We start from the raw sequence: 22,397 nt of genomic DNA, 5'->3' as shown, positions 1-22,397 counted from the left end.
AGAACCCGACATGATACCGAACACCGCCACCGCCACCGCCACCGCCACCGACACCGTCGCGCTGCTCGTCGGCATCTTCCGGGACGTGCTGCGCCTGCCCGAGCTGACCCCCGACACCGACTTCTACGAGGCGGGCGGCGACTCGCTCACCGCCTTCCAGATCACCGGCCGCCTCCAGGAGCACCTCGGCGCGGACGTCCCCGTCTCACTGGTCTTCGCCTACCCCACCCCGCGGGAACTGGCGGCGGTCGTCGACGCGGACTACGGCGCCGCCTGACCGGCCCCCGTGCCGTACCGCCTCAGTCGTTCCGGCGCCGGCACCGCGCCGTCCACCCGCGCTCACCAAGGAGAGCCGTGCCATGACCGAAGACCTCGTGCCGTCCCTCGGCCGCTGGCGGCTGTGGGAGCAGTTCGCCCTGCGCGGGCCGGGCTTTCCCGCCGACGGCGTGCTGCGCCTGGCCCCCTCCGGACTGGCGCAGGCAGCCGACAAGTTCGCCGCGGAGGACGCCCTCGACGGCGACCGCTGGACCGACTTCGCACGGCTCTTCGCGGACGCCGCCGTGGAGACCGCCCACACCCTCCAGGACATCGCCCGCACACCCGCCTTCCGGGAGGCGGTCACCTGGCAGAACCGCCCGGTGCTCACCTCCGGCATCGCGCCGTTCCTGCGCTGGACCCCGAGCGCCGACAGCCGCAGCAGCATGCCCCGTCAGCGGGAGGAACTCGTCGCGCACTACTGGCAGCGGTTCTGCGTCAAGAACGACACCATCGGCTTCTTCGGCCCCGTCGGATGGGGGAGTTGGGACCCGGCCGTGGAGGGCCTCGCCGTCGATCCCGGCAGCGGGCTGACCGAGGCGTCGACCGTGTACTGGGCGAGCTGGGGCCTCGACGCCCTGGCCCGGACCCTGGACGCCGACCCCGACCTGCGCGGGTGGATCGCCCCGCGCCGGGTGCCCTTCGTCGCTGTGGACGGCAACCAGGTCCGGGTACCGGGCCGGCGCCCGGCGACCGTATCCACCGAAACGGCGGCCGTCCTCGCCCGCTGCGACGGCGTCCGGCCCGCCCGGAGGATCGCGGAGGAACTGCCCGGCATCGACGTGCCCACCGTGCTCGCGGACCTGGCGGCCCGTCGCTGGGTCGTCCGGCGTCTGGAGGTTCCCGCCGGCACCCACCCGGACCGGGCGCTGCGGGGCTGGCTGGAAACCGTCGGCGAGCCCGGGCCGCGCCGGCGGGGTCTGGAGGCACTGGACCGGCTGGAGCGGGGCCGCGCGCGGGTGGCGGCGGCTCGGGACGCCGACGCGCTGGTCGAGGCGATGGGAGCATTGGAGCGGGAGTTCACCGACCTCACCGCCACGGCCGCCGTGCGCGAGAAGTCCGAGTCGACGGCACCCTGCCGGGCACTGGTGTACGCGGACACCCGCCGGTCCGCCACCGTCCGGCTCGGCCCGGCCGTGCTCGACGCCGTGCGCCCGCTGCGGCTGCTGATGGACAGCGCCGGCTGGCTCACCTCCGCGCTCGCCGCGACGGTCACCGCCGAGACACGCCACGTGTACGACCGCCTCGCCGCCGAGGGCCCGGTCGACCTGGCGTCGTTCTGGTTCGCGTGCCTGCCGGTGCTGCACGGCACCGGGCGCGACACCGCCACCGCACTCCAGGGGGAGTTCGCCGCACGCTGGCAGCGCATCCTGACGGGAGCACGGCCCGCCGTCCCGGCCGACCGGGTCGCCGTACGGTCGGCGGACATCGAGTCGGTCGTGCGGGCGGAGTTCGGCGACCGGGCCGGCGGCTGGACGGCGGCCCGATACCTGAGTCCGGACGTGATGATCGCCGCCGACGGGCCGGAGGCCGTGGCACGCGGCGAGTTCACCGCCGTGCTCGGTGAACTCCACGTCGCCTCCAACACGTTGGGTGCCTCCCTGTTCACCCACCAGCACCCGGACGTGTCCGAGTTGTTCCGGCTGACCGACCGCGACCATCCGGGCCCGCGCCTGATGCCCCTCATTCCCAAGGAGCACCGGGCACGCCTGTCGGCTCGGGTCCGCCATACGCTCGTACGGCCCCATGACCACCAGGTGGCCCTGGCCGATTTCACCGCCGACCCGGCCCGCCCGCGGGTCGTGCGCAGCGCCGACGCGACGGTCGAGGAGCACGGCGGCGACCTCGTCGTACGGCTCCCCGACGGCTCACGCTTCCCTGCGGTCGACGTGTTCTCCCACGTCCTCACGACGCTGGCGATGGACCTCGTCCGCATCCTGCCGCCCGTGGACCACACCCCCCGGGTCACGGTGGACCGACTGGTGATCGCGCGGGAGACCTGGCGGCCGCCCGTGGCGGGCGCGCGGTTCGCCGTCGACAAGGACGAGGCCCGGCGTTTCGTCCGGGCCCGCCACTGGCGCACCGGACTGGGCCTGCCCCGCTACGTGTTCGTCGTCTCCCCGACCGAGTCCCGCCCCTTCTACGTCGACTTCGACAGCCCCGTCTACGTCACCATCCTCGCCAAGGCCCTGCGCCGCCTGGCCCGCAAGGACCCGGAGGCCGCCGTCACGATCACCGAGATGCTCCCGACGCCGGAGCAGACCTGGCTCAGCGACGACCGGGGCCGTCGCTACACCGCGGAGCTGAGGTTCGTGGCCCACGACACGGCCCCGGACCGCTGAGACCGCCCGATGCCCCGGCGCGGGTGCCGCCGCGCCCTCATCCGGCGGCCGGGTGAGGGCAATGGCACAAGGGGAGGAGGACGGCGGCGGGTGCGGCCGACGGCCTGCCGTCCGTCCGGGTCTGCCGTCCGCCGGTCGCCCGCCCGCCGCGCGCCAGCCGGCCGTCCGCCGGCCGCCGCCCGTCCGCCGGCCGATGGACAACAGTCGGTCGATCGTCGAGTGGCAGGCGGCCGACCCTCCTTGCAGGGGGCGGCAGGGCATCCCCCGGGACGAGAGGGTCCCGGCCGCCCGACCGGCATCGCAGCAGGTGAGGAGGGCACGGACCCCGCGCGCCCTCTTCAGCGGTCACGCATCCGCCGGTTCGGACGGGCCCGTACGCGGTCGCGGAGATCGCCGCGGCTCGGCATCATGGGAGAGAGCGCAAGAGTCCTGATGCGAGTCGGCCTCCGGCGGCGCAGAGGGGCGGCTGCGCGAGGGCCCCGCGTCTGTTCCCGACTCCTCACCCTCGCGCCCCCGGCCGAAGCCCCGCATCCCGCCGGCGCCGGGGAGAGGAACGGCACATGCTCGAACGACTCCACGACGTGCCCCCGGGGATCGACGCGGTGAAGGCGACCGGCACGGTCTCGAAGGACGACTACACGGCGGTGATCGAGCCACTCCTCGACGACGCCCGCAAAGAGGGCCGCCGCATCCGGTTCCTGTACGAGTTCGGCACGGAATTCCGTTCGTTCACCCCGGGAGCGGGGTGGGAGGACTTCAAGGTCGGGCTCGGTGCCGTGCGGCAGTTCGAGGGCTGCGCCGTCGTCAGCGACATCGGCTGGATCCGCGAGCCGACCCGGCTCGCGGGCTTCCTGATGCCCTGCCCGGTGCGCGTCTTCGGGACCCGGGAACGCGAGGAGGCCCTCCGCTGGCTCGCCTCGCTGCCCGAGGGGCCAGGAGTGTCGCACCGGCTGGTCCCCGACTCCCAGGTCCTGGTGATCGAGGTCGAACAGCCCCTGCGCGTCCAGGACTTCGAAGCACTGAGCCAGACCGCGGACAGCTGGCTCGCGACCCACGACGACCTGCCGGGCGTGGTGATCCACGCCCGCGAGTTCCCCGGCTGGGAGAACGTCGGAAGCCTGCTCCGGCACGCGCGTTTCGTCCGCGACCATCATCGCGAGGTCAGGAGGGTGGCCTTGGCGGCCGACAGCAGGCTCGCCGACCTCGCGCCCCGTCTCGCGAACCACTTCGCCCACGCGGAAGTGCGGCGGTTCGGACACGACGAGCTCGACCAAGCGGTGGCCTGGGCGGCGAGCCCGACCGACCGCCCTCCGGCCGACGCCGAATGACACGGCCGCATGGGCCCCGTGCCTGCGCGACGGGGCCCGACGCACCGGTGCCGGGGACATGTCGCGCGGTCTGTCCTGACGGTGCACCGCCTGCCGGCGACGCGCACGCACCCGTCCGGCTCCGTGGAGTCGGCCCGACCCGTGTCTGATCAACCTCGCCTCCGCCGGACCGGCGCCCGGCGCGAACAGTGCGCAGCCACCGGCGCGTTCGCTCTCCGTGGCCGCTGCGCCGCAGGCACGGGCGGCGGCGTACGCGAACTGCACGCTCCGTCCGGCCGACTCGTCACGGCGTGACCGCGCACCGCCTGGGGACCCGGGCGGGTCACCGGACCACCTGGTGGTCGGCCGGGCCCTGCGACGTCGTGGAGGCGCCGCGTCGGCTCCCCGCGCGCCCACGGCGAAGAAGTGGCCGGGTTGCGGTGGCCCGCGGGGCGGCGGTCACGGAGGCCCCCGGCTCTCCCCTGTCGTCCGGTGTCGTCCGGTCGGCGCGCCGGGTGAGGGGAGCCGAGCCGGTCACGGCCCGTGCACCGCCTCCGAGGACGAGCTGGCCGCGGCGGCGGTCGCGGCGACGTGGTCCAGATCGGCCGAGAGCGACGTCAGCCATGCCTCGGCGTCGTAGTAGAGCGGCGAGGCGGGGAGTCCCTGCGGTCTGCCGTCGGAGGTCTCTCCGGGGACCGGGGGTCGGGTCCGGGACGGTGGCGGCCTTGCGCCCTCCAGGAGCCCGCCGACCATGGCGTAGCGCTCGGCCAGGACGTCGCCGTCCGTGTCGAGCCCCCTCTGCCACGCGGGCGCGGGCGACGGGGTCTCGGTCGGGGGCCCCTCGGCCAGCAGGCGCCGGGCCCCGCGCAGGGCGTGATGTCCGGCTATCAGCGCCGCATGCCAGTCCACGGCCGCAGTGCCGGGTCGCTGCGGCTCGCTCTGGAACTGCGCGAAGGACGATTCCGCGAGTGTCAGGGCGCGCCGCAGGGGCAGCAGGCTGTTCCGTTCCTCGGCCGCACCGTGCGTGAGGGACGACACGGTCGAGGTGACGGTCGAGCCGATGGCGCGAAGAAGGGCGGCGACGTCCCGGCGGAGTTCCATCTGGGCACCTCGGGGCCAGGCCAGCAGCCCGAAGACCAGACCGATCGAGCTGCCGATGAGAACGTCGAGGAAGCGGACCTCGGCCAGCTGCCACGTGGAGGGCGCGAGCTGGGCGAAGACGAGGGAGACGACCAGGGTGAACAGGCCCTGCGCCCATCCCACGCCGTGGGTGGGCCCGAACCAGAACGTGGCCAGCATGATCACCGGCAGTGCCACGGCATAGGCCGCCGTGTTTCCACTGACGAGCACCAGCATCGCGGCGGCGACCAGTGCGCCCAGCAGGGTACCGACGAGAGCCCGGCCCACGATTGCCCCGGTCTGCGCGGCCGTGGTGCGGGTCAGGGTGAGAACGGCCAGCATGGCCCAGAAACCGTGGGGAAGAGAGCCGAGCCCGGCCACGGCGCGAGCGGCCGCCAGTGCCAGGCTGATGCGTACGGCGTTCTGGAAGTACACCGAGTGGGGGCTCAGATGCGCCCGGAGCCGATGCCCCCACAGACGCGCCGCGCCCTGCCCCGCGTACCAGAAGCCGCCGTCCCGGGTTTCCGCGGGCTCCGGGAGCCGGCCCAGCGCGAGGTCCGCCGCGGCCGCCAGGGTCACCCCGGCGTGGGCGGTTTCGATGAGCATCGCCTGGCGGTACATGACGCGGTCGACGGTCTCGGGTGTTTCCCCGTTCGTCTCCCCGTTCGTCTTTCGGCGCGGCGCCACCGTGCGTCGCCGCTGGTAGACCGCCAGGGCTTCCCCGAGCTGTCCGGGGCCGGCCGGGCGGCCGGTACGCAACGCAGCGGTCGTCCTCCTGGCCGACGCCGCCACCTCGTGCAGAAGCGCAAGGGTCTCGGAGCGGGGGCCCTGCGGACCCGTTCCCGGAGCCTCCTGCAGGCGGGCCAGCAGGACGCGGGCGGCCATGCCGGTGTGGGCGAGCGCTCGCTCCCGCGGTCCCGGTCCGGCCGGCCGCTCCGACTCCGGCACCTCGGACGGCCGCAGTGCCTCACCGGCAGACCTCGCCGCCGCGTCCGCCTCGCTCGACAGCGTCCATGGCGGCCGCGTCAGTTCGGTTGCGCAGCGTGCAGCGGTCATGGCCGCGTCCGCGGACAGGTCGCGATAGGAGGTGCTGGGCGGGTCGGGCAGCAGCAGACTCTCGGCGAGCACGAGCAGCAGGACGCCGAACGTCATCCCGCCCAGACGTTCGTCCAGCGTCTGCGGCGCGTACGGAGGGAAGCACGGCAGGATGTACAGCAGTTGCAGGCCCGGAGCCGCACCGGCCGGCCGTGGACCGGTCACCGCCGAGTACGCGATCAGGAAGCCGATCACGAGGATCCCCGCCGTCGCGGTCCAGGTGTGTACGGCAAGCAGCGTCCCGGCGGTGACGAGAAGCCAGCCGACCGGCAGGAGCCGGGCAATGACGACGGCGCGCTGTCGCCCGGTACCGGGAATGCGGGAGAGCCCGGCCATCGCCACCACCGCGAACAGGCCGTAGGTGGCCGTGACGGGTTGGTGCAGGCCGTAGAGGCTCACGTAGAAGGCGGAGACGGCTGCCAGCGTCACCCGAACGGCGCGCCTGCCCGCGTACGCGGAGGCGGACGTGCCGTACCGCATGTCGGTGACGAGCCGGCGCAGGTGCGATGCCGTGCGCGAACGCGCGCGGGTGGTACCGCCGGTACCCGTCCCAGAGCCCATGATCAGTTCCTCTGCCGTCTTCCAAGGTCGCCTGCGCCCGGTGCCCCCGCGTCCCGGTACCGGCTCACCGAGGTGCCCACGGGTCCGCGTTCCGTTCGGCGTCGCGGCGATCGCTGCGGAGCCCGTACGGACGATGCACGCGGACCGGGGGGCGGACAGATACAGCAGGCCGTGCCGTGGGACGCCGGGTCCACGGGACCCCCGACGGTGGCGACAGCGATGGCCATGGTGCCGTGGACCCTCTACCCGACCGGCCCCCTACGGCCCTGTCGTCGCCAGGTCCTGCTTCAACGGCGTCAGCAGGGGCGACAGGTCCTCGAGCCGCTCCAGGCCCCACAGATCGGCGAGGATCTCGCCGCGGTCCGTCGGTGGCGCCACAGGGGAGAGGTTCGCGCGCAACTTGTCCGAGACGTCGTCGTCGGACAGCGGGTCGTGCGGGTCGCCCCGTGAGAAGTCCCGCTCGCCACGTACGACGTCGCCGTCGCGGAGCGTCACAGAGATTCTGCACGGCGTCATCGGAGGGAACTTCCGAGTCATCGCTGCGTCCTCCCGCACGTCGATCTTCTCCATCAGCTGCCGAAGCTGCGGATCCCGGGCCCGCTCGGCCTCGAAGTCGCTGTATTCGACGGGCTTGAGCAGTGCCGTGGCCACGCAGTAGGGGAGCGAAGGGGTGCGACCCGCACGGCTGACGGGGTGGGAGGCCGAAGCGGTGGCGCCGTTCCGTATCGCCCTGCCGTAGGTCTCCACCGTCACCGCGCGGATGTCGTCGGCTCCGTCGAATCCGGAGGACAGCTCCAGCGCGACGTCGATCGGGGTCTGACAGTAGAAGAGCGCCGGCCATCTCTTGAAGATGATCCGGGTGAGGTCGGGCTCGCCGTCGAGCGCCGTCCCACGGTGCCTGAAGAAATGATCCGCGCCGAACTCACCCTGGTAGATGCGCTGTGCCCCCGTGAATCCGGCTCGCGCCAGTCTGGCGGCCTCCAGGCCCCGTGCGGCGCAGGAGGCGTAGGTGCAGTGCTTCCAGTCGGTCACTTCCCCGACCGCAGCCTGATTGCTCGTGTATCCGAAGCCGCCCGCGATGCGCTGCGCCTCGATCAGCTGGGTCTCGGAAAGGCCGAGCGCCTGCCCGATGGCGAATGCAGTCCAGAAAAGGGCGGCGGCATCGTGGTCGAAGCCGCTTTCCTCGGGGTCGTAGTGGTCGGCGAGCAGCGCCGACAGATGGAAGAAGAGATTCACCGAATTCAGGAACTGGTGACCGTTCCATTTCAGCCAGTCACCCAGGACCCATGCGAGTGCCACGTTGTCGGAGGGGTGGATCCCGCCCATGCCGTTCGGTGAGACATACGTGTTCAGCAGGTCGCTGCGGCGTGCCAGGACGGTGTCGAGGAAGACCGCGTCCGCGATGCCCGACTCCCGTCCGACGCCCCAGACGGCGCTGTCCGACCCGGCCCCCGGTCCCTCGGTCACGCGCCGGAATCGGTCCAGGAGTTTCCGGTCGGTCATCGAGGCGCAGATCCCCGCGTAGGAGTCGATGACGCTGCGCTTGATCGTGTGGAGGTCCTCTTCGCCGAGCCGTTTGTCGGCGAGGCGCTGCGTGTACCGCGCCAGCTCGCTCTCCAAGTCCGCCATGACATCAGCCTAATGACCTTCCCTGGAAGTCGCACCCAGTGGCCGGCGGGACGGGCCGACCATGTGTGGAACCGTTTTCCGAAGATGGCGGCAGATTACCTTCGCGGGGCGTGTCATGGTGATGGGATACGGGTCGGGTGGCTCCGGCGGCACAATTTCCGGGGTTTTGTGAAAAGGCTGAAAATGGGCCGCCTTTCCGGCGGTGATGAAGCGGTGGGCGGTTTCCGGGAATTGTCTCGCGGAGGCCGTCCGGTTCTTGGCGGACGGGCAGGTGACCTGACCTGTCCTGCCCGGGGCCACGGTCGCCCCGGGTGACGACAGGCGAGGCGACTTCGTACCGCGGCCCGGCCGGCGACGCCGCTGAGGCGCGTCGGCTCGGGGTCGCGGTCGGGCGAGCCGCGCGGCTCCGCGGGGCGGCGCGGGTCATCCCAAGGGGCGGAACTGGGGTCCGTAGGTCTCCTCGGTGCCGGCGAGGGGCATCTCCATCAGGTCCACGGCCGGACCCTCCAGCCTGCGCATGTGGCGCACAGCGGTCATCAGGCTGCGGGGGTCGCCTTCCGCCCACGCAGTGTCCAGCGCGTCCAGAACAGCGGTGTACGTGCTGTCGAAGGCGTCGAGGAGCCGCCGGGCTTCGGCGGGCGGCTCGTCCCAGCCGCCCGCCGGGACCACGGACATGGGCCGGGCGTCGGGAAAGGGGATCGGCGTTCCGGCGAACTGCCACTCGCCGTCGGTCTCACGCACTTGCCGGCCGTGGTAGATCTCGGCGAAGGCGTAGTAGTGCGCCACGTGGTCGTCGCCCGGGCCATCGGTCGGGGAGGCCGAGGTGCCTTCCCCCTGATCCTTGATGACCTCGATCGAGCGCTCGACGTCCTCAAGGGTCTTGACGGGTGTGAGTGTGTCCTCGTCGATGCGTTCGTGCATCTGCCGGTCGACGGACAGATCGGGCGCCACCACCCGGAACGCCTGCAGCACGGCGTCGTAGAAGCGGCCGATGCTGAGGGGTTCACGAGCGCTGTCGGTCAGCGGAGCCGCAGGTGCCTCGATGGCCATCATCACGTCCCGCACCAGTGCCCTGGTCAGGCCCGACAAGTACACGTCCACCCCCGGATGCACCCCGCCCGGCAACGGCCCCGGGTAGACCGGTGCCGACTCTCTGATCCGCGGTCGGCCCCCGACCCCCGCCAGCAGATTGCAGACGATCCCGAAGTGGTACATCTCGTCGGAGATGATGCGCCGGATCAGCCGAGCGGCCTGACACGTCCGGTTCTCGATCGACCACCAGCCGCACAGGTAGGGAGGGAGGGTGGAGAACTCGATCTCCACGGCCGCCTGAAGGGCCGATCGGAGCCAGTCGATGTTGCGGTGCGCCTCCGGGACGGCGATCAGTCGGGGCACTGCCCCGTGCCGCGGTGGGGGGTACCGCTCGGGCTTCGAACCTCCGGGGCCGTGGGAACAGGCGGCCACGGAGACCGGTGCGGCCGCAGCCAACGCAGCCGACGCCAGGAGGCTGCGACGCCGAACGGGAACACCGGCTGCTTCCTCGGGGAATCCGTCGGGATGTCCATGCGCCCTCGCCACGGCTGCCTCCGCACCCGCCGGTGATCCCGGCATCGCCCTAGAACCAGATACGCGAAGCTAGCAGCCCCGCCCGGCTTCTCCGCGGTGTCCGCAGCGCACGACGCGCCTTCTCACACCATCGGTCCAGGACCGTTCGCCAACGGGGTCGTCGGCCCCGGCCGCGTACGGCGCGAGGTGATCGGGATGCGCGGTCCGATTCCGGTTGCGGCCCGGCCCTGTGCCGGGGCGCCCGGGCCCGCCGGTGCGTCCGCCGCCACGACATACGACGCGATCAAGCGGCCGCTGGTGATCGCCGACCCGCTCGGCCGTGCCACGGCCCACACCCACGACGCCGACGACGACGTGATCGAGGTCACCGACGCGGCGGGTCACGTCCGCCCACGGCGAGATCGACCGGCTCACCGGTGGCACCGGCGGGCCGGGCTGGACCGCCGAGTACCGACCGGGCAGGACCACCGAGTACCGGCCGCCGGCGGGTGCGCCGCGCGGCCCCGACGGAGGCGGACGCTTCGCCGGAGCGGGCCCCCTCGCTCGGGCACGACCGTCGGGGGCCGGGTGCCGAAGTGCCGGCCGTGCGTCCGGATGCATGCGGGAAGCGGGCAACAAACGGGCACTCCGGGGCGGTGAACAGGCAGCGGCTCCCACGCCATGGGGCCCTCCACCGCACTGTCCAAGGGATCCGCGCTCCTGAGAACGGGCAGATTCGGTCATGGACCGCCTTGCGACGAACCTGGTCATAGGGGCACAGGGATTGTAGAAATTTGCCACCGGAGCCCGAACGGGCATGGTTGCGGAAACCGCTGGCGCGGGCCTGACGCACAGAGCCGTGAAACGGAGGTGCCACCGTGGTCGCCGAGGAGCGAAGACGCGCAATCCTGGAAACAGCACGCCGTGCCGGATCCGTGGACGTCGGCAAGCTTGCCGCCGACCTCGGGGTCTCCAAGGAGACGGTGCGTCGTGATCTGAACGTGCTGGAGGAACACGGGCTGGTCCGCCGAACCCATGGCGGCGCTCACCCCGTGGAGAGCGCGGGTTTCGAGACCACGCTCGCCTTCCGTACCACCATGCACGTACCCGAGAAGTCCCGGATCGCGGCCGCCGCGGCCGAACTGCTCGGGGACGCCGAGACCGTGTTCATCGACGAGGGCTACACTCCCCAGCTCATCGCCGCCGCCCTGCCCCGCGACCGGCCACTGACCGTGGTCACGTCCTCGCTGGCTGCCGCGGGTGACCTGGCCTCCGCCGAGAGCATCACCGTGCTGCTGCTCGGCGGCCGGGTACGTGGCGGGACGCTGGCCACGGTCGACCACTGGGCTGTCCACATGCTGTCCGGCCTCGTCATCGACCTTGCGTACGTCGGTGCGAACGGCATATCCCGCGAGTACGGACTCACCACCCCTGACCCCGCGGTCAGTGAGGTGAAGGCCCAGGTCGTCAGAAGCTCCAGACGTCGGGTCTTCTCGGGGGTCCATACGAAGTTCGGCGCCGCGAGCTTCTGCCGCTTCGCGGACGTCACCGAGTTCGAGGCCATCGTCACCGACACCGGGCTCGCCGCCTCCGAAGCGCATCGCTACTCACTGCTGGGCCCGGAGGTCGTCCGGGTCTGAGCCGCAGTCCCTTCCCCCCTTCTCCCCTTCCCCCTCCTCGCCGGTCCGGGGCCCTGGTTCCCCACGCCCTCGAAAACACCTCCTGGAGTCAGTCATGCGTGCACGAAGAATCACCCACGTCCTCATCACGGCCACAGCCGCCGGTTCGCTGCTGGCAGCCTGCAGCGGGGCGGGCGGCTCCTCGGGCACCGGCGGCGGGGGCAAGAGCATCAATGTGCTGATGGTCGGCAATCCGCAGATGGAGGACATCGCGAAGCTGACGAAGAGCACGTTCACGAAGGACACGGGCATCAAGGTCAACTTCACGATCCTCCCCGAGAACGAACTGCGCGACAAGGTCACCCAGGACATCGCCACGCAGGCCGGCCAGTACGACGTCGCCACCATCGGCGCCTACGAGGTGCCCATCTGGGAGAAGAACGGCTGGCTGCACGAGCTCGGCTCCTACGCCGACAAGGACGCGAGCTTCGACAAGGCCGACCTCCTCAAGCCGATGGTGATATCCCTGTCCGGCTCCGACGGCAAGCTGTACGCCCTGCCGTTCTACGGCGAGTCCTCCATGCTCATGTACAACAAGGACGTCATGAAGGCGAAGGGCATCACGGTGCCCGAACGCCCGACCTGGCAGCAGATCGCGGACATCGCGGCCGAGGTCGACGGCGCCGAGCCGGGGATGCGGGGCATCTGCCTGCGCGGTCTGGCCGGCTGGGGCGAGCTCGGGGCATCGCTGACGACCGTGGTCAACACCTTCGGCGGCACCTGGTTCACCCAGGACTGGAAGGCCCAGGTCGACAGTCCTGAGTTCAAGGAGGCGACGGACTTCTACGTCGACCTGGTCAGGAAGCACGGCGAGGCGGGGGCGGCACAGGCCGGCTTCACCGAGTGCCTGAACGCGATGAGCCAGAAGAAGGTCGCGATGTGGTACGACGCGACCAGCGCGGCCGGTTCGCTGGAGGACCCGGCCTCCAGCAAGATCGCCGGGCATGTCGGCTACGCCTACGCGCCGACCGTCAGGACCAAGAGCAGCGGCTGGCTGTGGTCCTGGGCGTGGGCGATGCCCAAGACCACCAAGAACGCCGACGCCGCCTCGAAGTTCATGCTGTGGGCCTCCAGCAAGGAGTACGAGAACCTCGTCGGTGAGAAGCTCGGCTGGTCACGTGTGCCGGCCGGGAAGCGGGCCAGCACCTACGAGATCCCGGCGTACCAGCAGGCCGCCGCGTCGTTCGGTGACATCACCCTGAAGTCCATCGAACAGGCCGACCCGGCCGCTCCGGGGCTCCAGCCCCGGCCGACCGTGGGCATCCAGTACGTGGCCGTCCCCGAGTTCCAGGACCTGGGAACCAAGGTCACCCAGGAGATCTCCGCCGCCATCGCCGGCAAGACCAGCGTGGACAAGGCACTGAACGACGGCCAGAAGCTCGCCGAGGACGTCGCCAAGAACTACCAGTGACCCGCCCGAACCGCCCGGCCGGTCCGTCCCCGGCCGGGCGCCGCTTCCCCCACCCCGGCCGTCATCGGCAGAGGAACCATCATGACCGCGCTCAGTGCTCCACCCAAGACAGCCCCGCCGCCCGGCCTCAGGCGCGCCTCCACCGGAGTCAGCAAGTGGAAGCGCCGCTTCCCGCTGCTGCCGGCGCTGGTCTTCACCATCGTCGTCACGCAGCTGCCCTTCGTGGCCACGCTCGTCATCTCGACCTTCCAGTGGAACATCCTCAAGCCCGGCGAGAGGCGCTTCACAGGCCTGTCCAACTTCGCGTTCGTCTTCACCGACGAGCGACTGCGCACAGCGGTGCTCAACACCATCGTGCTCACCTCCTCGGTGGTGCTCGTCAGCGTGGTCCTCGGCCTCGGCCTGGCGCTGCTCCTCGACCGCCGCTTCATCGGCCGGGGTCTCGCCCGGACGATGCTCATCGCACCGTTCCTCGTCATGCCGGTCGCGGCGGCGCTGCTGTGGAAGCACGCCATCTACAACCCCGACTACGGACTGCTCAACGGCATCCTCAACGCCGTCTACCGGCTCTTCGGCGCGGACAACGGACCCACGATCGACTGGGTGTCCTCCTACCCCATGCCGGCGGTCGTGGTGTCGCTGGTCTGGCAGTGGACCCCGTTCATGATGCTGATCCTGCTGGCCGGCCTGCAGGCGCAGCCCGGTGACGTGCTGGAGGCGGCCCGTGTCGACGGAGCCTCGGCCATGGCGACCTTCCGCCACATCACGTTGCCGCACCTGCGGCAGTACATCGAGCTCGGCTGCCTGCTCGGCACGATCTACGTCGTCCAGACCTTCGACGCCGTGTACACCATCACCCAGGGCGGACCGGGCTCCCGGACGACCAACCTGCCCTACGAGATCTACCTGACCATGTTCCGCAAGTACGAGTACGGTCAGGCCGCGGCCGCCGGAGTGGTCGTCGTGTTCGGCTCCATCGTGATCGCGACCTTCGCGCTGCGCACCATCGCGTCGCTGTTCCGCGAGGAGGTGTCCCGATGACTCACGCGACCGCCACCGCCCCGGGCGCGAAGCTCAAGAAACTCATCCGCCGACGCGACGACCGGCACGGTGCGTCCCGGTTGTCACCCGCGTGGACGTTCGCGGCCTGGCTCGCCACACTGGCGTTCTTCGCACCCGTGGCGTGGATGGCACTGACGTCCTTCCACCAGGAGGCGGACGCGGCGACCAACCCGCCGTCCCTCTTCGCACCCCTCACCTTCGACCAGTACAAGCTGCTGTTCAGCCGCGACATCACTCCCTTCCTCCTCAACTCGGCCATGGCAAGTGTGAGTTCGACACTGCTGGTACTCGCCCTGGCCGTGCCGACGGCCTACGCGCTGTCCATCAAGCCGGTCGAGAAGTGGACCGACGTGATGTTCTTCTTCCTGTCCACGAAGTTCCTCCCGGCCATCGCGGCCCTGCTCCCGGTGTATCTGATCGTCAAGGACGTCGGGATGCTGGACAACGTGTGGACGCTGAGCATCCTCTACACCGCCATGAACCTCCCGATCGCGGTGTGGATGATGCGGTCGTTCCTCGCCGAGGTCCCCAAGGAGATCCTGGAGGCCGCCGAGGTCGACGGCGCCAACCTGCCCACCGTGCTGTGGCGGATCGTCGCACCGGTCGCCATGCCGGGACTGGCCGCCACCTCGCTGATCTGCTTCATCTTCAGCTGGAACGAGTTCATGTTCGCGGTCAACCTCACCGCGACCAAGGCGTCGACGGCACCGGTCTTCCTGGTCGGGTTCATCACCAGCGAGGGCCTCTTCCTCGCCCGGCTCTGCGCCGCCGCCACGTTGGTCTCCCTGCCGGTCCTCATCGCCGGTTTCGCAGCCCAGGACAAACTGGTCCGCGGCCTGTCCCTAGGAGCAGTCAAGTGAAAGCCGCTGTCATCGAAGCCCCCGGCAAGGTCGCCGTCACCACGGTGCCCGACCCCACACCCGGGCCCCGCGAGGTCGTGGTCGAGGTGGCGGCCTGCGGACTGTGCGGAACCGATCTGCACATCCTCCAGGGCGAGTTCGCCCCCACCCTGCCGGTCGTACCGGGCCACGAGTTCGCCGGGCAGGTGGTGGGCCTCGGCAGCGAGGTCACCGAACTGAGGATCGGTGACCGGGTCGCCGTCGACCCCTCGCTGTACTGCAACGAGTGCCGCTACTGCCGCGTGGGCCGCAACAACCTGTGCGACCGGTGGCAGGCCATCGGCGTCACCCGGGCCGGCGGCGCCGCCGAGTACGCCGTGGCGCCCGTCGCCAACTGCGTACGGCTGCCGGACCACGTCGACGTCCAGGACGCCGCCCTGATCGAGCCGCTGTCCTGCGCCGTACGCGGCTACGACGTGCTCAACAGCAGGATCGGCTCCCACGTGCTGATCTACGGCAGCGGAACGATGGGCCTGATGATGCTGGAGCTGGCCAAACGCACCGGTGCCTCCTCGGTCGACGTCGTCGACGTCAATCCGGAGCGACTCGCGACGGCCGAGAAGCTGGGCTGCTCCCACACGGCACTGTCCGCGGACGAGTTGGGGCGACCCGCGGGCTGGGACGTGGTGGTCGACGCGACCGGCAACGCCGCCGCCATCCAGGACGGCCTGGAACGAGTCGCCAAGGCAGGGACGTTCCTGCAGTTCGGTGTCTCCGACTACGCGACGACAGCCACCATTTCCCCGTACCGCATCTACAACCAGGAGATCACCATCACCGGCTCCATGGCGGTGCTGCACAGCTACGAACGGGCGGCGGAACTCTTCGCCACCGGAGTCCTCGACCCGCAGGTCTTCATCAGCCACCGGATGCCGCTGGCGGAGTACCCGCAGGCACTGGACCGGTTCGCCGCCGGCCAGGGACGCAAGATCGTCGTGCTGCCCTGACCTCCTCCCGGCCACAGCCCTTGCCACCCTCCCAGCGGTCACACCCCGGTCGTACCTGCCGGGCGGGGGCCGGACCCGAGTGAATCCCGGGTCCGGCCCCGTCACCCAGCGGTGGCGTTACCCAGCCGCCGCAGCCCGCGCAGCCGGTCGGGCGGCCTCCTTGTCCCGATCTCTTCGCGCCTCGACCGAGGGAGAGCAGTCCATGAGCCCGCATCGGATCACCGTTCTAGGCGAATGCGTCGCGGACGCCTTCCCCGAAGCGGCGAGCCCCGTGAACGAACTCGCGCTGCGGGTGCTGCCCGGCGGCGGACCCGCGAACACGGCGGTGGCACTGGCCCGGCTCGGCACGCCGGCACGCTTCCTCGCACGTCTGTCCGGCGACGTGTTCGGCCGCCTGTTCCGAGCCCATCTGGAGGCATCCGGCGTCGACCTGTCGTACGCCGTCACCGCCGATGAGCCCAGCACACTGGCCGTGGCGGAGCTGGACGTCACCGGGCAGGCCACGTTCTCGTTCCACTCACAGAACACGGCCGACTGGCAGTGGACCCCGGAGGAACTGGCCGGAGTGGACCTGTCCGGGACGGCCTGTCTGCACAGCGGGTCATTGGCGCTGGTCCGAGAGCCCGGCGGGACGGTGGTGGAGGAGTTCCTGGCGGCAGCCGCACCGCAGACCACCATCAGCATCGATCCCAACGTGAGGCCGCAGCTGGTGCACCCCGATGTCTACCGGGGCCGGTTGACGCGGTGGTGTGGTCTCGCAGACATCCTGCGCCTGAGCGAGGACGACCTGGGACTGCTTCTGCCGGGCACTCCGATCGAGCAGGCGTGCGACACCTGGCATGCCGCGGGAGCACGGCTCGTCGTGATCACGCTCGGCGCGGAGGGCGCCCTGGCCTCGCTCGACGGCGAACGGCTGCGGATACCCGCGGTGACCGCACAGGTCGTCGACACGGTCGCCGCGGGCGACTCCTTCACCGCCGGCCTGCTGCACCACCTCGACGCCCGCGGACTCCTCGGTGGCCGACTGGCCCGTCTCGGTCTCGCCGACGTCGCGGAGGCCTGCCGGTTCGGCGCTCGGGTCTCGGCCCTGACCTGTTCGGTCGCAGGCCCCAACCCGCCGTGGCGGAACCAGGTGGCAGAAGCCGCGACCGCCGGCTGTTCCTGACGGTCAGGCGCGTCGGGCCGGGCCTGACCGGGCATGCCGGGAGTGCCCGGCCAGGGCCCGTCGCCGCCGGTCCCGCGTCGCGCCGCCGCGCGTCCGTGACGCCCAGCCCCGTGCCAGGGCGAACTCGGCTGTCGTCAAGCAGCAGTTGCCGCATTGCGAGCGACTTCCTGCTGCTCTCATGTGCTCGTTGGGCACATGAGCAGCGACCCGGTGTTCTGGGCGCGGGCAATCTCGCGGACGCAGCCGAACGCTACGAGGGCACCGAGGACCTGTCGGCCGACGCGAAGCGGCTCGACGAGATCTCGGACGCCGACGAGACGAGCATGAACGAACTCATGAACGCCACTCGGCACATCGCACACCTCTGCGGCCACCCGCCGGGCCTCGGACGGACCATTCCGACCGAATGACTTCCGGCGCTCCCACCCGGGCGCCCGCGGGGTCGCGGCCCGTTCGGTCAGTGACGCCGTGCCGTGCGATGGGAGCGGTAGTGGTCGCGCCAGACGAGTCGGTAGACGCGACTCCAGCGTGGGATCGACCTGATGCCCGGGATGAAGGGCACCAGGACGAAGGCGAGGGTGAGCAGCGCCATCAGGCCCCAGACGAGGGCGTCGGCGTTGCCCGAGCTGCTGAACGGCTCGATCTGGTACCACAGCGTGTACAGCCAGAGCCAGGGCTGGCCGGGGTAGTTGCCGGTCTCGTTCATCATGCCCCACTGGTCACCGGCCAGGTGCCGGGCCCGGGCCTGGTCCTCGAGGTACGAGCCGTCGCCCAGGAACAGCAGAGGTTCGGTGTAGTCCGTCTGGTAGAAGTGCCCGGCGGCCAGCAGTTCGCCGTCGAGTGCGCCCGCCTTCGCGAGTTCCAGCAGCCGGGAGGTCAGCACCGGGACGGGGCCGTAGTCACCGGGCTGGACGCGGGTTGGATCGCCTCCGGCCTCGTCGAGCGCGTCGGCGTACGCGGCGGCCCATTGCTGTTGTCGGCGGACGGGCGCGGTGCGCCACGCGGTCAGGCCGTCGGACACGGAAGCGGGCTCCGGCGCGGCGGTGAGCGGGCGGAGCACGAAGTCGCGTGCCGTGTCGATCGGGATGGTCACGCCGGCCGCGCGTTGGAGGCTCACCGGACCGATCTTCTGTTCGGCACCGGGCGTGGTGGTGTACGGGGGGCCGTACTGTGCGGTGCCGCTGGTGGCGGCCAGTTCGGCGACGGCGGTGGCGGTGAAGTCGTCGGGCGCGGCCCTCGCCCAACGGGCCAGGGTGATCGGGGTTTCGTCGGGTGAGGAGAAGAGCGCCGCGAGCCCGACCGTCAGCACGACGGCCGCCACCAGGGCGAGGGTGAACTCCTTGACCAGGTCGTACGGCCGTTGCGGGAAGGAACCGGGGTCGGGCACCGGCTCACGACCGATCTTGCGTCCCCTCATGCGGGCTCCTGCGATCTGCCGGCGCCGGGCGCGTCGTCGGCCGTGGTGGCGCCGATGGGCGGCACCACGCCGCGCAGGCGCACCAGGAGCATGTGCCAGACCGCGAGGACCACCACGGCCAGGGGCAGCAGCACGACATGCCACATGAACATCTGCCCGAAGTCCAGCACGTTGAACCAGGCGCCGATGCCCACCGAGTTCAGGCCGTCCTTGGCCTGGTCCGCGATCCACTGCGAGTCGAAGTTCTGCTGCACCAGGTAGCCGGTGAAGGCGGCGCCGATCGAGGCGAGGAAGACGACGGCTCCGGTGATCCAGGTCAGCGCCCGGCGACCGCGCCAGGCGGCCATGAAGAACTTGCCCCACAGATGGACGACCATGAAGAACATGAACAGTTCGACACTCCACAGGTGAAGACTGTTGACGTACCTGCCCGCATCCGAGACGTGCCACCACGCAGGCCCGAAGAGCGCCAGAACGCATCCCGTGGTGACGACGACCACCAGACTCGACAGGGTGAGGACCCCGAACACGTAGATCCACGAGGCCACGTACTCCGGCTGCGCGGTGGGCAGCAACGTGTCCGGCGGCAACGCGCGTACGGCGCGCCGCTGCACAGCGCCCGTCCATCCACCCGCGGGGACACCTCCCGAGCCGCTCGGCCGGTCTTCTGCCGCGCCGCTCATCGGCGCCGCCGGCCGTGGGGGAAGGGCAGGAGCAGCGCCAGCACGAAGACGATCAGCATCACAACGATGACCACGGCGTTCGCAGCGGAGATCTGCAGGACACCCCAGTGGAGGTAGTACCCGGTTCCATCGAGATCCACGGGCGCCGCCCAGGCATGTCCTGGACGCGTCCATCCGTTCGCCATCGAAACCACCGCCCAGTCTCGGTAAGGCCGTCACTCTTCCGAGTCCTACCGGCGGAATCCGGTCCACGCCCGCTGCGGCTCCGCCATACGGCACAGACCGCAACCCTCTGGCGGGAACGTCGTGATCAGCGGTGAGTCCATCGTCCCGAGGGCACGGTGCGCGGCGGCACTCGCCGCGCCGGCCCGCACGCCGGCACCCGAGTGCCTCACCTCGTGAAGCGTTCTCGCGTGGACCGTGCTCGGATGGAAGCCATCCGTGTCGACCCCAGAAGGGACCAGGATGCGTGAAATGTGGTGCGGCGCAGGTCCGTCCGGGCAACAGGCATGGCACGTCCTGACCGTGGACAAGACATCCACGCTGTGCGGGCTGCACAAGCTTGAGGAGCCCAGCGGGCAGGAACCCACGGACCAGCACTGTCTGCCCTGCATGCAGGCGCTGCAGGCCCTCATGGAATGACCGCATGAGGCGAGGGTCGCGTCGCACGGGCAGCGGAACGGCATGAGGCGCCGACAGATGCTGGGGCTCCCGCGCTCCGGCCCTCGGTCGGCTCTCGGCCCCACCACCGGTCTTCCACGTCCCGCCGTCCAGCCCGTCGCCGCACCAGCTCGACGGCGCAACGGCACCCGGGCGAAGGCCGCGCTGATGGGCTGCCCGTGGTACGCGCCTCGCGCAACCGCTGACCAGGGGAGGCGTCCGCGATCCGGCCGAGCCGCAGGCGGCCGGTCCCCGTACGGCGCGGATCCCGGTGGGTGCGGCACCCTGAACGGCGGCCCGTGACGCCTCCTCGAAGCCCGGCGTTCTGCTGTCGGCCGACACGGTCGCCGCTTCGACGGCACAGGCGACAGGATCGTCGCATGCAGCCGATCTTCGTTCTCGTACACAGTCCGTCTGTAGGCCCCTCGACCTGGCACCCTGTGGCCGAACACCTGACGGCGGCGGGACATCTGGTACGCGTGCCGTCCCTGCTGCACGTGGGCGCCGGCGCTCCGCCCTTCTGGCCCCGCATCGTCGCCACCGTCCGCGACGACCTTCGGCAGGTCCCGCCCGGGAGCCCCCTCACATTGGTCGCACACAGCAATGCAGGGTTGTTCGTCCCGGCGATCCGCTCGGCCCTCGACCATCCGGTGACCGGCTCGATCTTCGTCGACGCTGCGCTTCCGGCCCGGGTCGGGCCGACCCCTGTCGCCTCACCCGAGGTGCTGGATCTCCTCCGCCCGATGGCTGTGAACGGAAGGCTGCCGCGCTGGACCGATTGGTGGGACGAGGCAGACGTCGCGCCCATGTTCTCCGATCCGGTGGTGCGACAGACCGTCGTCGCGGAGCAGCCGACCCTGCCGCTGTCCTACTACGAACAGCGCATCCCGGTCCCCGAGGGCTGGGACGACCACCCATGCTCCTACCTGCTGTTCGGCCCTCCGTACGACGTCCTTGCCGTCGATGCGCGCGAACGTGGCTGGCGTACGGCCCACCTGCCCGGCGCACACCTCCATCAGATCGTCGATCCCGCCGGCACAGCCCGGCACCTCGTCGAACTCGCCGGGAGCGCTTGATCCACTTCCCGCACACGGCCTGAGCTTGTTCTCTGGCCCTTCCGTCGCTGCGGAGGTTCCGTAACGTCCGTCGGACTCAGGCAGGCGAGTCGCAGCTGGGTGCATGCGGAGATGATCAGCCAGGTCCATCGGTCGGCGGCCTGGTGTTGGTCAGGGCGTACATCGCGCCGTGCCCGCGCCGGTGCTCGGGCAGCAGCGTCAGCTCCACCGCCGAGTGCACTGCACCCGGCGCACACGACACGGCATCCGACAGCTCGAGCAGCTCGTCGCCCCGCACGGTCGGACACGCGTACAACTCGTCCCGAAAGCGTGACGCTTCCGCGACGCCTCACCCACAGTGGCTTCAGGCAGCAGACTCACCCTCACGGCCTGCGTCGTGGTCAGTGCACCTTGGTCGGAACACCTGATCAGACGGAGGCCGCCTCGGCGTCCGGCACATGACCATGTGGGCGAAGCAGTTCGAGGCGCTGTTCGAGGCGTGAGGCCGCTCAGTCGGGCAGCGCGACGGTGAGGTCCACCTCGACCAGCTGCCCTGCGAAGCCCAGCTGTGCAACCCCCAAGAGCGTGCTGGCGGACGTGAAAGCCGGTCCGAGGGCGGAAGTGGTGAGCCGGTTCCAGGCCAGGCCCAGGTCCTCCCTGTCATGGCTCCGCACGTAGATCACCGAACGCACCACGTGCTGCGGCTGAGCATCTACCGCTGCAAGGGCAGCAAGTGCGTTCACGACCACCTGATCGACTTGCACCGTGAGGGAGCCCGGGCCGACGAGACAGCCGCCCGGGTCGAGGGGGCACTGCCCGGCAAGATAGGCCGTTCGGCCGGTCTCCACCACGGTGATGTGGTGGTAGCCCGGTGTCTCGTGCAACTGATCGGGGTTGATGCGGCTGATCTTCGCTGTCATGCCGTGAGTCTGACCGGTCTGCCCCCGACACGCACCGAAATTTGTCCCACCGCCGACCGTCCGACGCGGCGCGAGGCCAAGGAACAAGCTGAGGGGCGTCCCGCAATGACCGAGGAGTGCGTGGCTCTGTGGTCCTGCGGGTCGGTACCGGGACCATCCTGACGGTGGAATTCCGTCAGCGGGTTGCACGGACGTGATCGCCCGGCTGCCGGAACGGCGGCCGCGGACGCGTCCTGACGACCGGCCGGGGGCAGCCGGCAGGCGGCGCGTGCGAACCCCGGGGACGGCCGGGCGCCGGCTGCCACGAGGTCGACAAGGGAGCACCCCTGATCCGGCCGCCGCGAGACTCCCGTTTCCCGCTGGAGCGAGTGACCGGGCAGGCCGATGCGCGGACCTGCCCTCGGCGCAGGCCGATCCGGGGGGCGGACCCCCTGCCCGCCGAGACCGATGCCGCACTCTCTCCAGCCCTCCTTGCACCGCAGGGGCCACCCGGCCTCGCCGCCGGGGACGAGAGGCCCGTACCCGGTCCACGCCCCAGGCGGGGATGGTGGCCTCCAGCCCTCCTTGCACCGCAGGGGCCACCCGG

The 22,397-nt window shown here is 70.9% G+C and carries 18 protein-coding genes and 1 pseudogene; 11 read left to right on the top strand and 8 right to left on the bottom strand.

The genetic code is table 11. The features are described 5' to 3' along the window. Positions 1 to 10: 10 nt before the first annotated feature. The 3 genes from JS756_RS26440 (at position 11) to JS756_RS26430 (ending at position 3,985) form a co-directional block, all read left to right on the top strand. Complete coding sequence (locus tag JS756_RS26440; RefSeq protein WP_205385718.1) at positions 11 to 277, top strand: acyl carrier protein; 267 nt, start codon at positions 11 to 13, stop codon at positions 275 to 277. Between the two features lie 82 nt (positions 278 to 359). Continuing rightward, a complete protein-coding gene (locus JS756_RS26435) occupies positions 360 to 2,657 on the top strand; it encodes a lantibiotic dehydratase (protein WP_205385717.1) in 2,298 nt (765 codons plus the stop codon). Positions 2,658 to 3,217: 560 nt separating this feature from the next. Continuing rightward, positions 3,218 to 3,985 (top strand): SpoIIAA family protein, encoded by a 768-nt coding sequence (locus JS756_RS26430; protein ID WP_205385716.1) that lies wholly within the window; start codon positions 3,218 to 3,220, stop codon positions 3,983 to 3,985. A gap of 513 nt (positions 3,986 to 4,498) precedes the next feature. On the opposite strand, the gene JS756_RS26425 is transcribed toward JS756_RS26430, so the two are convergent. The 3 genes from JS756_RS26425 to JS756_RS26415 all read right to left on the bottom strand — a co-directional run bounded on the left by JS756_RS26425 (position 4,499) and on the right by JS756_RS26415 (position 9,763). Beyond that, positions 4,499 to 6,739 (bottom strand): FUSC family protein, encoded by a 2,241-nt coding sequence (locus JS756_RS26425; RefSeq protein WP_240204400.1) that lies wholly within the window; start codon positions 6,737 to 6,739, stop codon positions 4,499 to 4,501. A 258-nt stretch (positions 6,740 to 6,997) separates the two neighbouring features. Next, complete coding sequence (locus tag JS756_RS26420; RefSeq protein ID WP_205385715.1) at positions 6,998 to 8,368, bottom strand: MmgE/PrpD family protein; 1,371 nt, start codon at positions 8,366 to 8,368, stop codon at positions 6,998 to 7,000. A gap of 423 nt (positions 8,369 to 8,791) precedes the next feature. After that, positions 8,792 to 9,763, bottom strand: coding sequence for a ferritin-like domain-containing protein (locus tag JS756_RS26415; protein ID WP_307791082.1), 972 nt, complete (start codon positions 9,761 to 9,763; stop codon positions 8,792 to 8,794). Between the two features lie 1,028 nt (positions 9,764 to 10,791). On the opposite strand from JS756_RS26415, the gene JS756_RS26410 reads away from it, so the two are divergent. From JS756_RS26410 to JS756_RS26380, 7 genes are all read left to right on the top strand, one after another. Further along, complete coding sequence (locus JS756_RS26410) at positions 10,792 to 11,553, top strand: DeoR/GlpR family DNA-binding transcription regulator (RefSeq protein ID WP_205385713.1); 762 nt, start codon at positions 10,792 to 10,794, stop codon at positions 11,551 to 11,553. A gap of 94 nt (positions 11,554 to 11,647) precedes the next feature. After that, complete coding sequence (locus JS756_RS26405) at positions 11,648 to 13,003, top strand: ABC transporter substrate-binding protein (RefSeq protein WP_205385712.1); 1,356 nt, start codon at positions 11,648 to 11,650, stop codon at positions 13,001 to 13,003. A gap of 81 nt (positions 13,004 to 13,084) precedes the next feature. Next, positions 13,085 to 14,044 (top strand): carbohydrate ABC transporter permease, encoded by a 960-nt coding sequence (locus JS756_RS26400; RefSeq protein ID WP_205385711.1) that lies wholly within the window; start codon positions 13,085 to 13,087, stop codon positions 14,042 to 14,044. After that, complete coding sequence (locus JS756_RS26395) at positions 14,041 to 14,925, top strand: carbohydrate ABC transporter permease (RefSeq protein ID WP_205385710.1); 885 nt, start codon at positions 14,041 to 14,043, stop codon at positions 14,923 to 14,925. Before JS756_RS26400 ends, JS756_RS26395 begins: the two co-directional genes overlap by 4 nt. Next, positions 14,922 to 15,911 carry a zinc-dependent alcohol dehydrogenase family protein gene (locus tag JS756_RS26390; protein WP_205385709.1) on the top strand — a complete coding sequence of 330 codons (990 nt, stop codon included), beginning with the start codon at positions 14,922 to 14,924 and terminating at the stop codon, positions 15,909 to 15,911. Before JS756_RS26395 ends, JS756_RS26390 begins: the two co-directional genes overlap by 4 nt. Positions 15,912 to 16,113: 202 nt before the next feature. Further along, positions 16,114 to 17,076: a carbohydrate kinase family protein gene (locus JS756_RS26385; RefSeq protein WP_205385708.1), complete on the top strand. Its 963-nt coding sequence runs from the start codon at positions 16,114 to 16,116 to the stop codon at positions 17,074 to 17,076. 110 nt (positions 17,077 to 17,186) lie between these two features. Next, positions 17,187 to 17,486, top strand: coding sequence for a hypothetical protein (locus JS756_RS26380; protein ID WP_205385707.1), 300 nt, complete (start codon positions 17,187 to 17,189; stop codon positions 17,484 to 17,486). A 47-nt stretch (positions 17,487 to 17,533) separates the two neighbouring features. Here JS756_RS26380 and JS756_RS26375 read toward each other — a convergent pair whose 3' ends face one another. From JS756_RS26375 to JS756_RS26365, 3 genes are all read right to left on the bottom strand, one after another. Continuing rightward, complete coding sequence (locus JS756_RS26375; RefSeq protein ID WP_205385706.1) at positions 17,534 to 18,493, bottom strand: hypothetical protein; 960 nt, start codon at positions 18,491 to 18,493, stop codon at positions 17,534 to 17,536. After that, the gene (locus JS756_RS37855) at positions 18,490 to 19,107 is read right to left on the bottom strand and encodes a cytochrome b N-terminal domain-containing protein (protein WP_205385705.1); all 618 of its coding nucleotides are present in this window, start codon (positions 19,105 to 19,107) and stop codon (positions 18,490 to 18,492) included. The genes JS756_RS26375 and JS756_RS37855 overlap by 4 nt, the downstream gene beginning before the upstream one ends. 65 nt (positions 19,108 to 19,172) lie before the next feature. Continuing rightward, the gene (locus tag JS756_RS26365; protein ID WP_205385704.1) at positions 19,173 to 19,316 is read right to left on the bottom strand and encodes a hypothetical protein; all 144 of its coding nucleotides are present in this window, start codon (positions 19,314 to 19,316) and stop codon (positions 19,173 to 19,175) included. 900 nt (positions 19,317 to 20,216) lie between these two features. On the opposite strand from JS756_RS26365, the gene JS756_RS26360 reads away from it, so the two are divergent. Beyond that, the gene (locus JS756_RS26360; RefSeq protein ID WP_205385703.1) at positions 20,217 to 20,912 is read left to right on the top strand and encodes an alpha/beta fold hydrolase; all 696 of its coding nucleotides are present in this window, start codon (positions 20,217 to 20,219) and stop codon (positions 20,910 to 20,912) included. Between the two features lie 145 nt (positions 20,913 to 21,057). Here the strand turns inward: JS756_RS26360 and JS756_RS37610 are convergent. After that, positions 21,058 to 21,272 (bottom strand): annotated as a pseudogene (locus tag JS756_RS37610) (NF041680 family putative transposase); the annotation flags it as partial. A 128-nt stretch (positions 21,273 to 21,400) separates the two neighbouring features. Next, positions 21,401 to 21,811: a RidA family protein gene (locus tag JS756_RS26350; protein WP_205385702.1), complete on the bottom strand. Its 411-nt coding sequence runs from the start codon at positions 21,809 to 21,811 to the stop codon at positions 21,401 to 21,403. Positions 21,812 to 22,397 lie beyond the last annotated feature (586 nt).

Origin of the sequence: Streptomyces actuosus (assembly GCF_016921115.1) — a bacterium.
Lineage (GTDB): Bacteria > Actinomycetota > Actinomycetes > Streptomycetales > Streptomycetaceae > Streptomyces > Streptomyces actuosus_A.
The sequence above is the reverse complement of the archived record's forward strand: the minus strand, read 5'-3'. Positions and strand labels throughout refer to the sequence as shown.

Coding starts and splice junctions, on each gene's coding strand:
- JS756_RS26440 (WP_205385718.1), top strand. CDS start 11: ATGATACCGAACACCGCCACCGCCACCGCCACCGCCACCGACACCGTC.
- JS756_RS26435 (WP_205385717.1), top strand. CDS start 360: ATGACCGAAGACCTCGTGCCGTCCCTCGGCCGCTGGCGGCTGTGGGAG.
- JS756_RS26430 (WP_205385716.1), top strand. CDS start 3,218: ATGCTCGAACGACTCCACGACGTGCCCCCGGGGATCGACGCGGTGAAG.
- JS756_RS26425 (WP_240204400.1), bottom strand. CDS start 6,739: ATGGGCTCTGGGACGGGTACCGGCGGTACCACCCGCGCGCGTTCGCGC.
- JS756_RS26420 (WP_205385715.1), bottom strand. CDS start 8,368: ATGGCGGACTTGGAGAGCGAGCTGGCGCGGTACACGCAGCGCCTCGCC.
- JS756_RS26405 (WP_205385712.1), top strand. CDS start 11,648: ATGCGTGCACGAAGAATCACCCACGTCCTCATCACGGCCACAGCCGCC.
- JS756_RS26400 (WP_205385711.1), top strand. CDS start 13,085: ATGACCGCGCTCAGTGCTCCACCCAAGACAGCCCCGCCGCCCGGCCTC.
- JS756_RS26395 (WP_205385710.1), top strand. CDS start 14,041: ATGACTCACGCGACCGCCACCGCCCCGGGCGCGAAGCTCAAGAAACTC.
- JS756_RS26385 (WP_205385708.1), top strand. CDS start 16,114: ATGAGCCCGCATCGGATCACCGTTCTAGGCGAATGCGTCGCGGACGCC.
- JS756_RS26375 (WP_205385706.1), bottom strand. CDS start 18,493: ATGAGGGGACGCAAGATCGGTCGTGAGCCGGTGCCCGACCCCGGTTCC.
- JS756_RS26360 (WP_205385703.1), top strand. CDS start 20,217: ATGCAGCCGATCTTCGTTCTCGTACACAGTCCGTCTGTAGGCCCCTCG.
- JS756_RS26350 (WP_205385702.1), bottom strand. CDS start 21,811: ATGACAGCGAAGATCAGCCGCATCAACCCCGATCAGTTGCACGAGACA.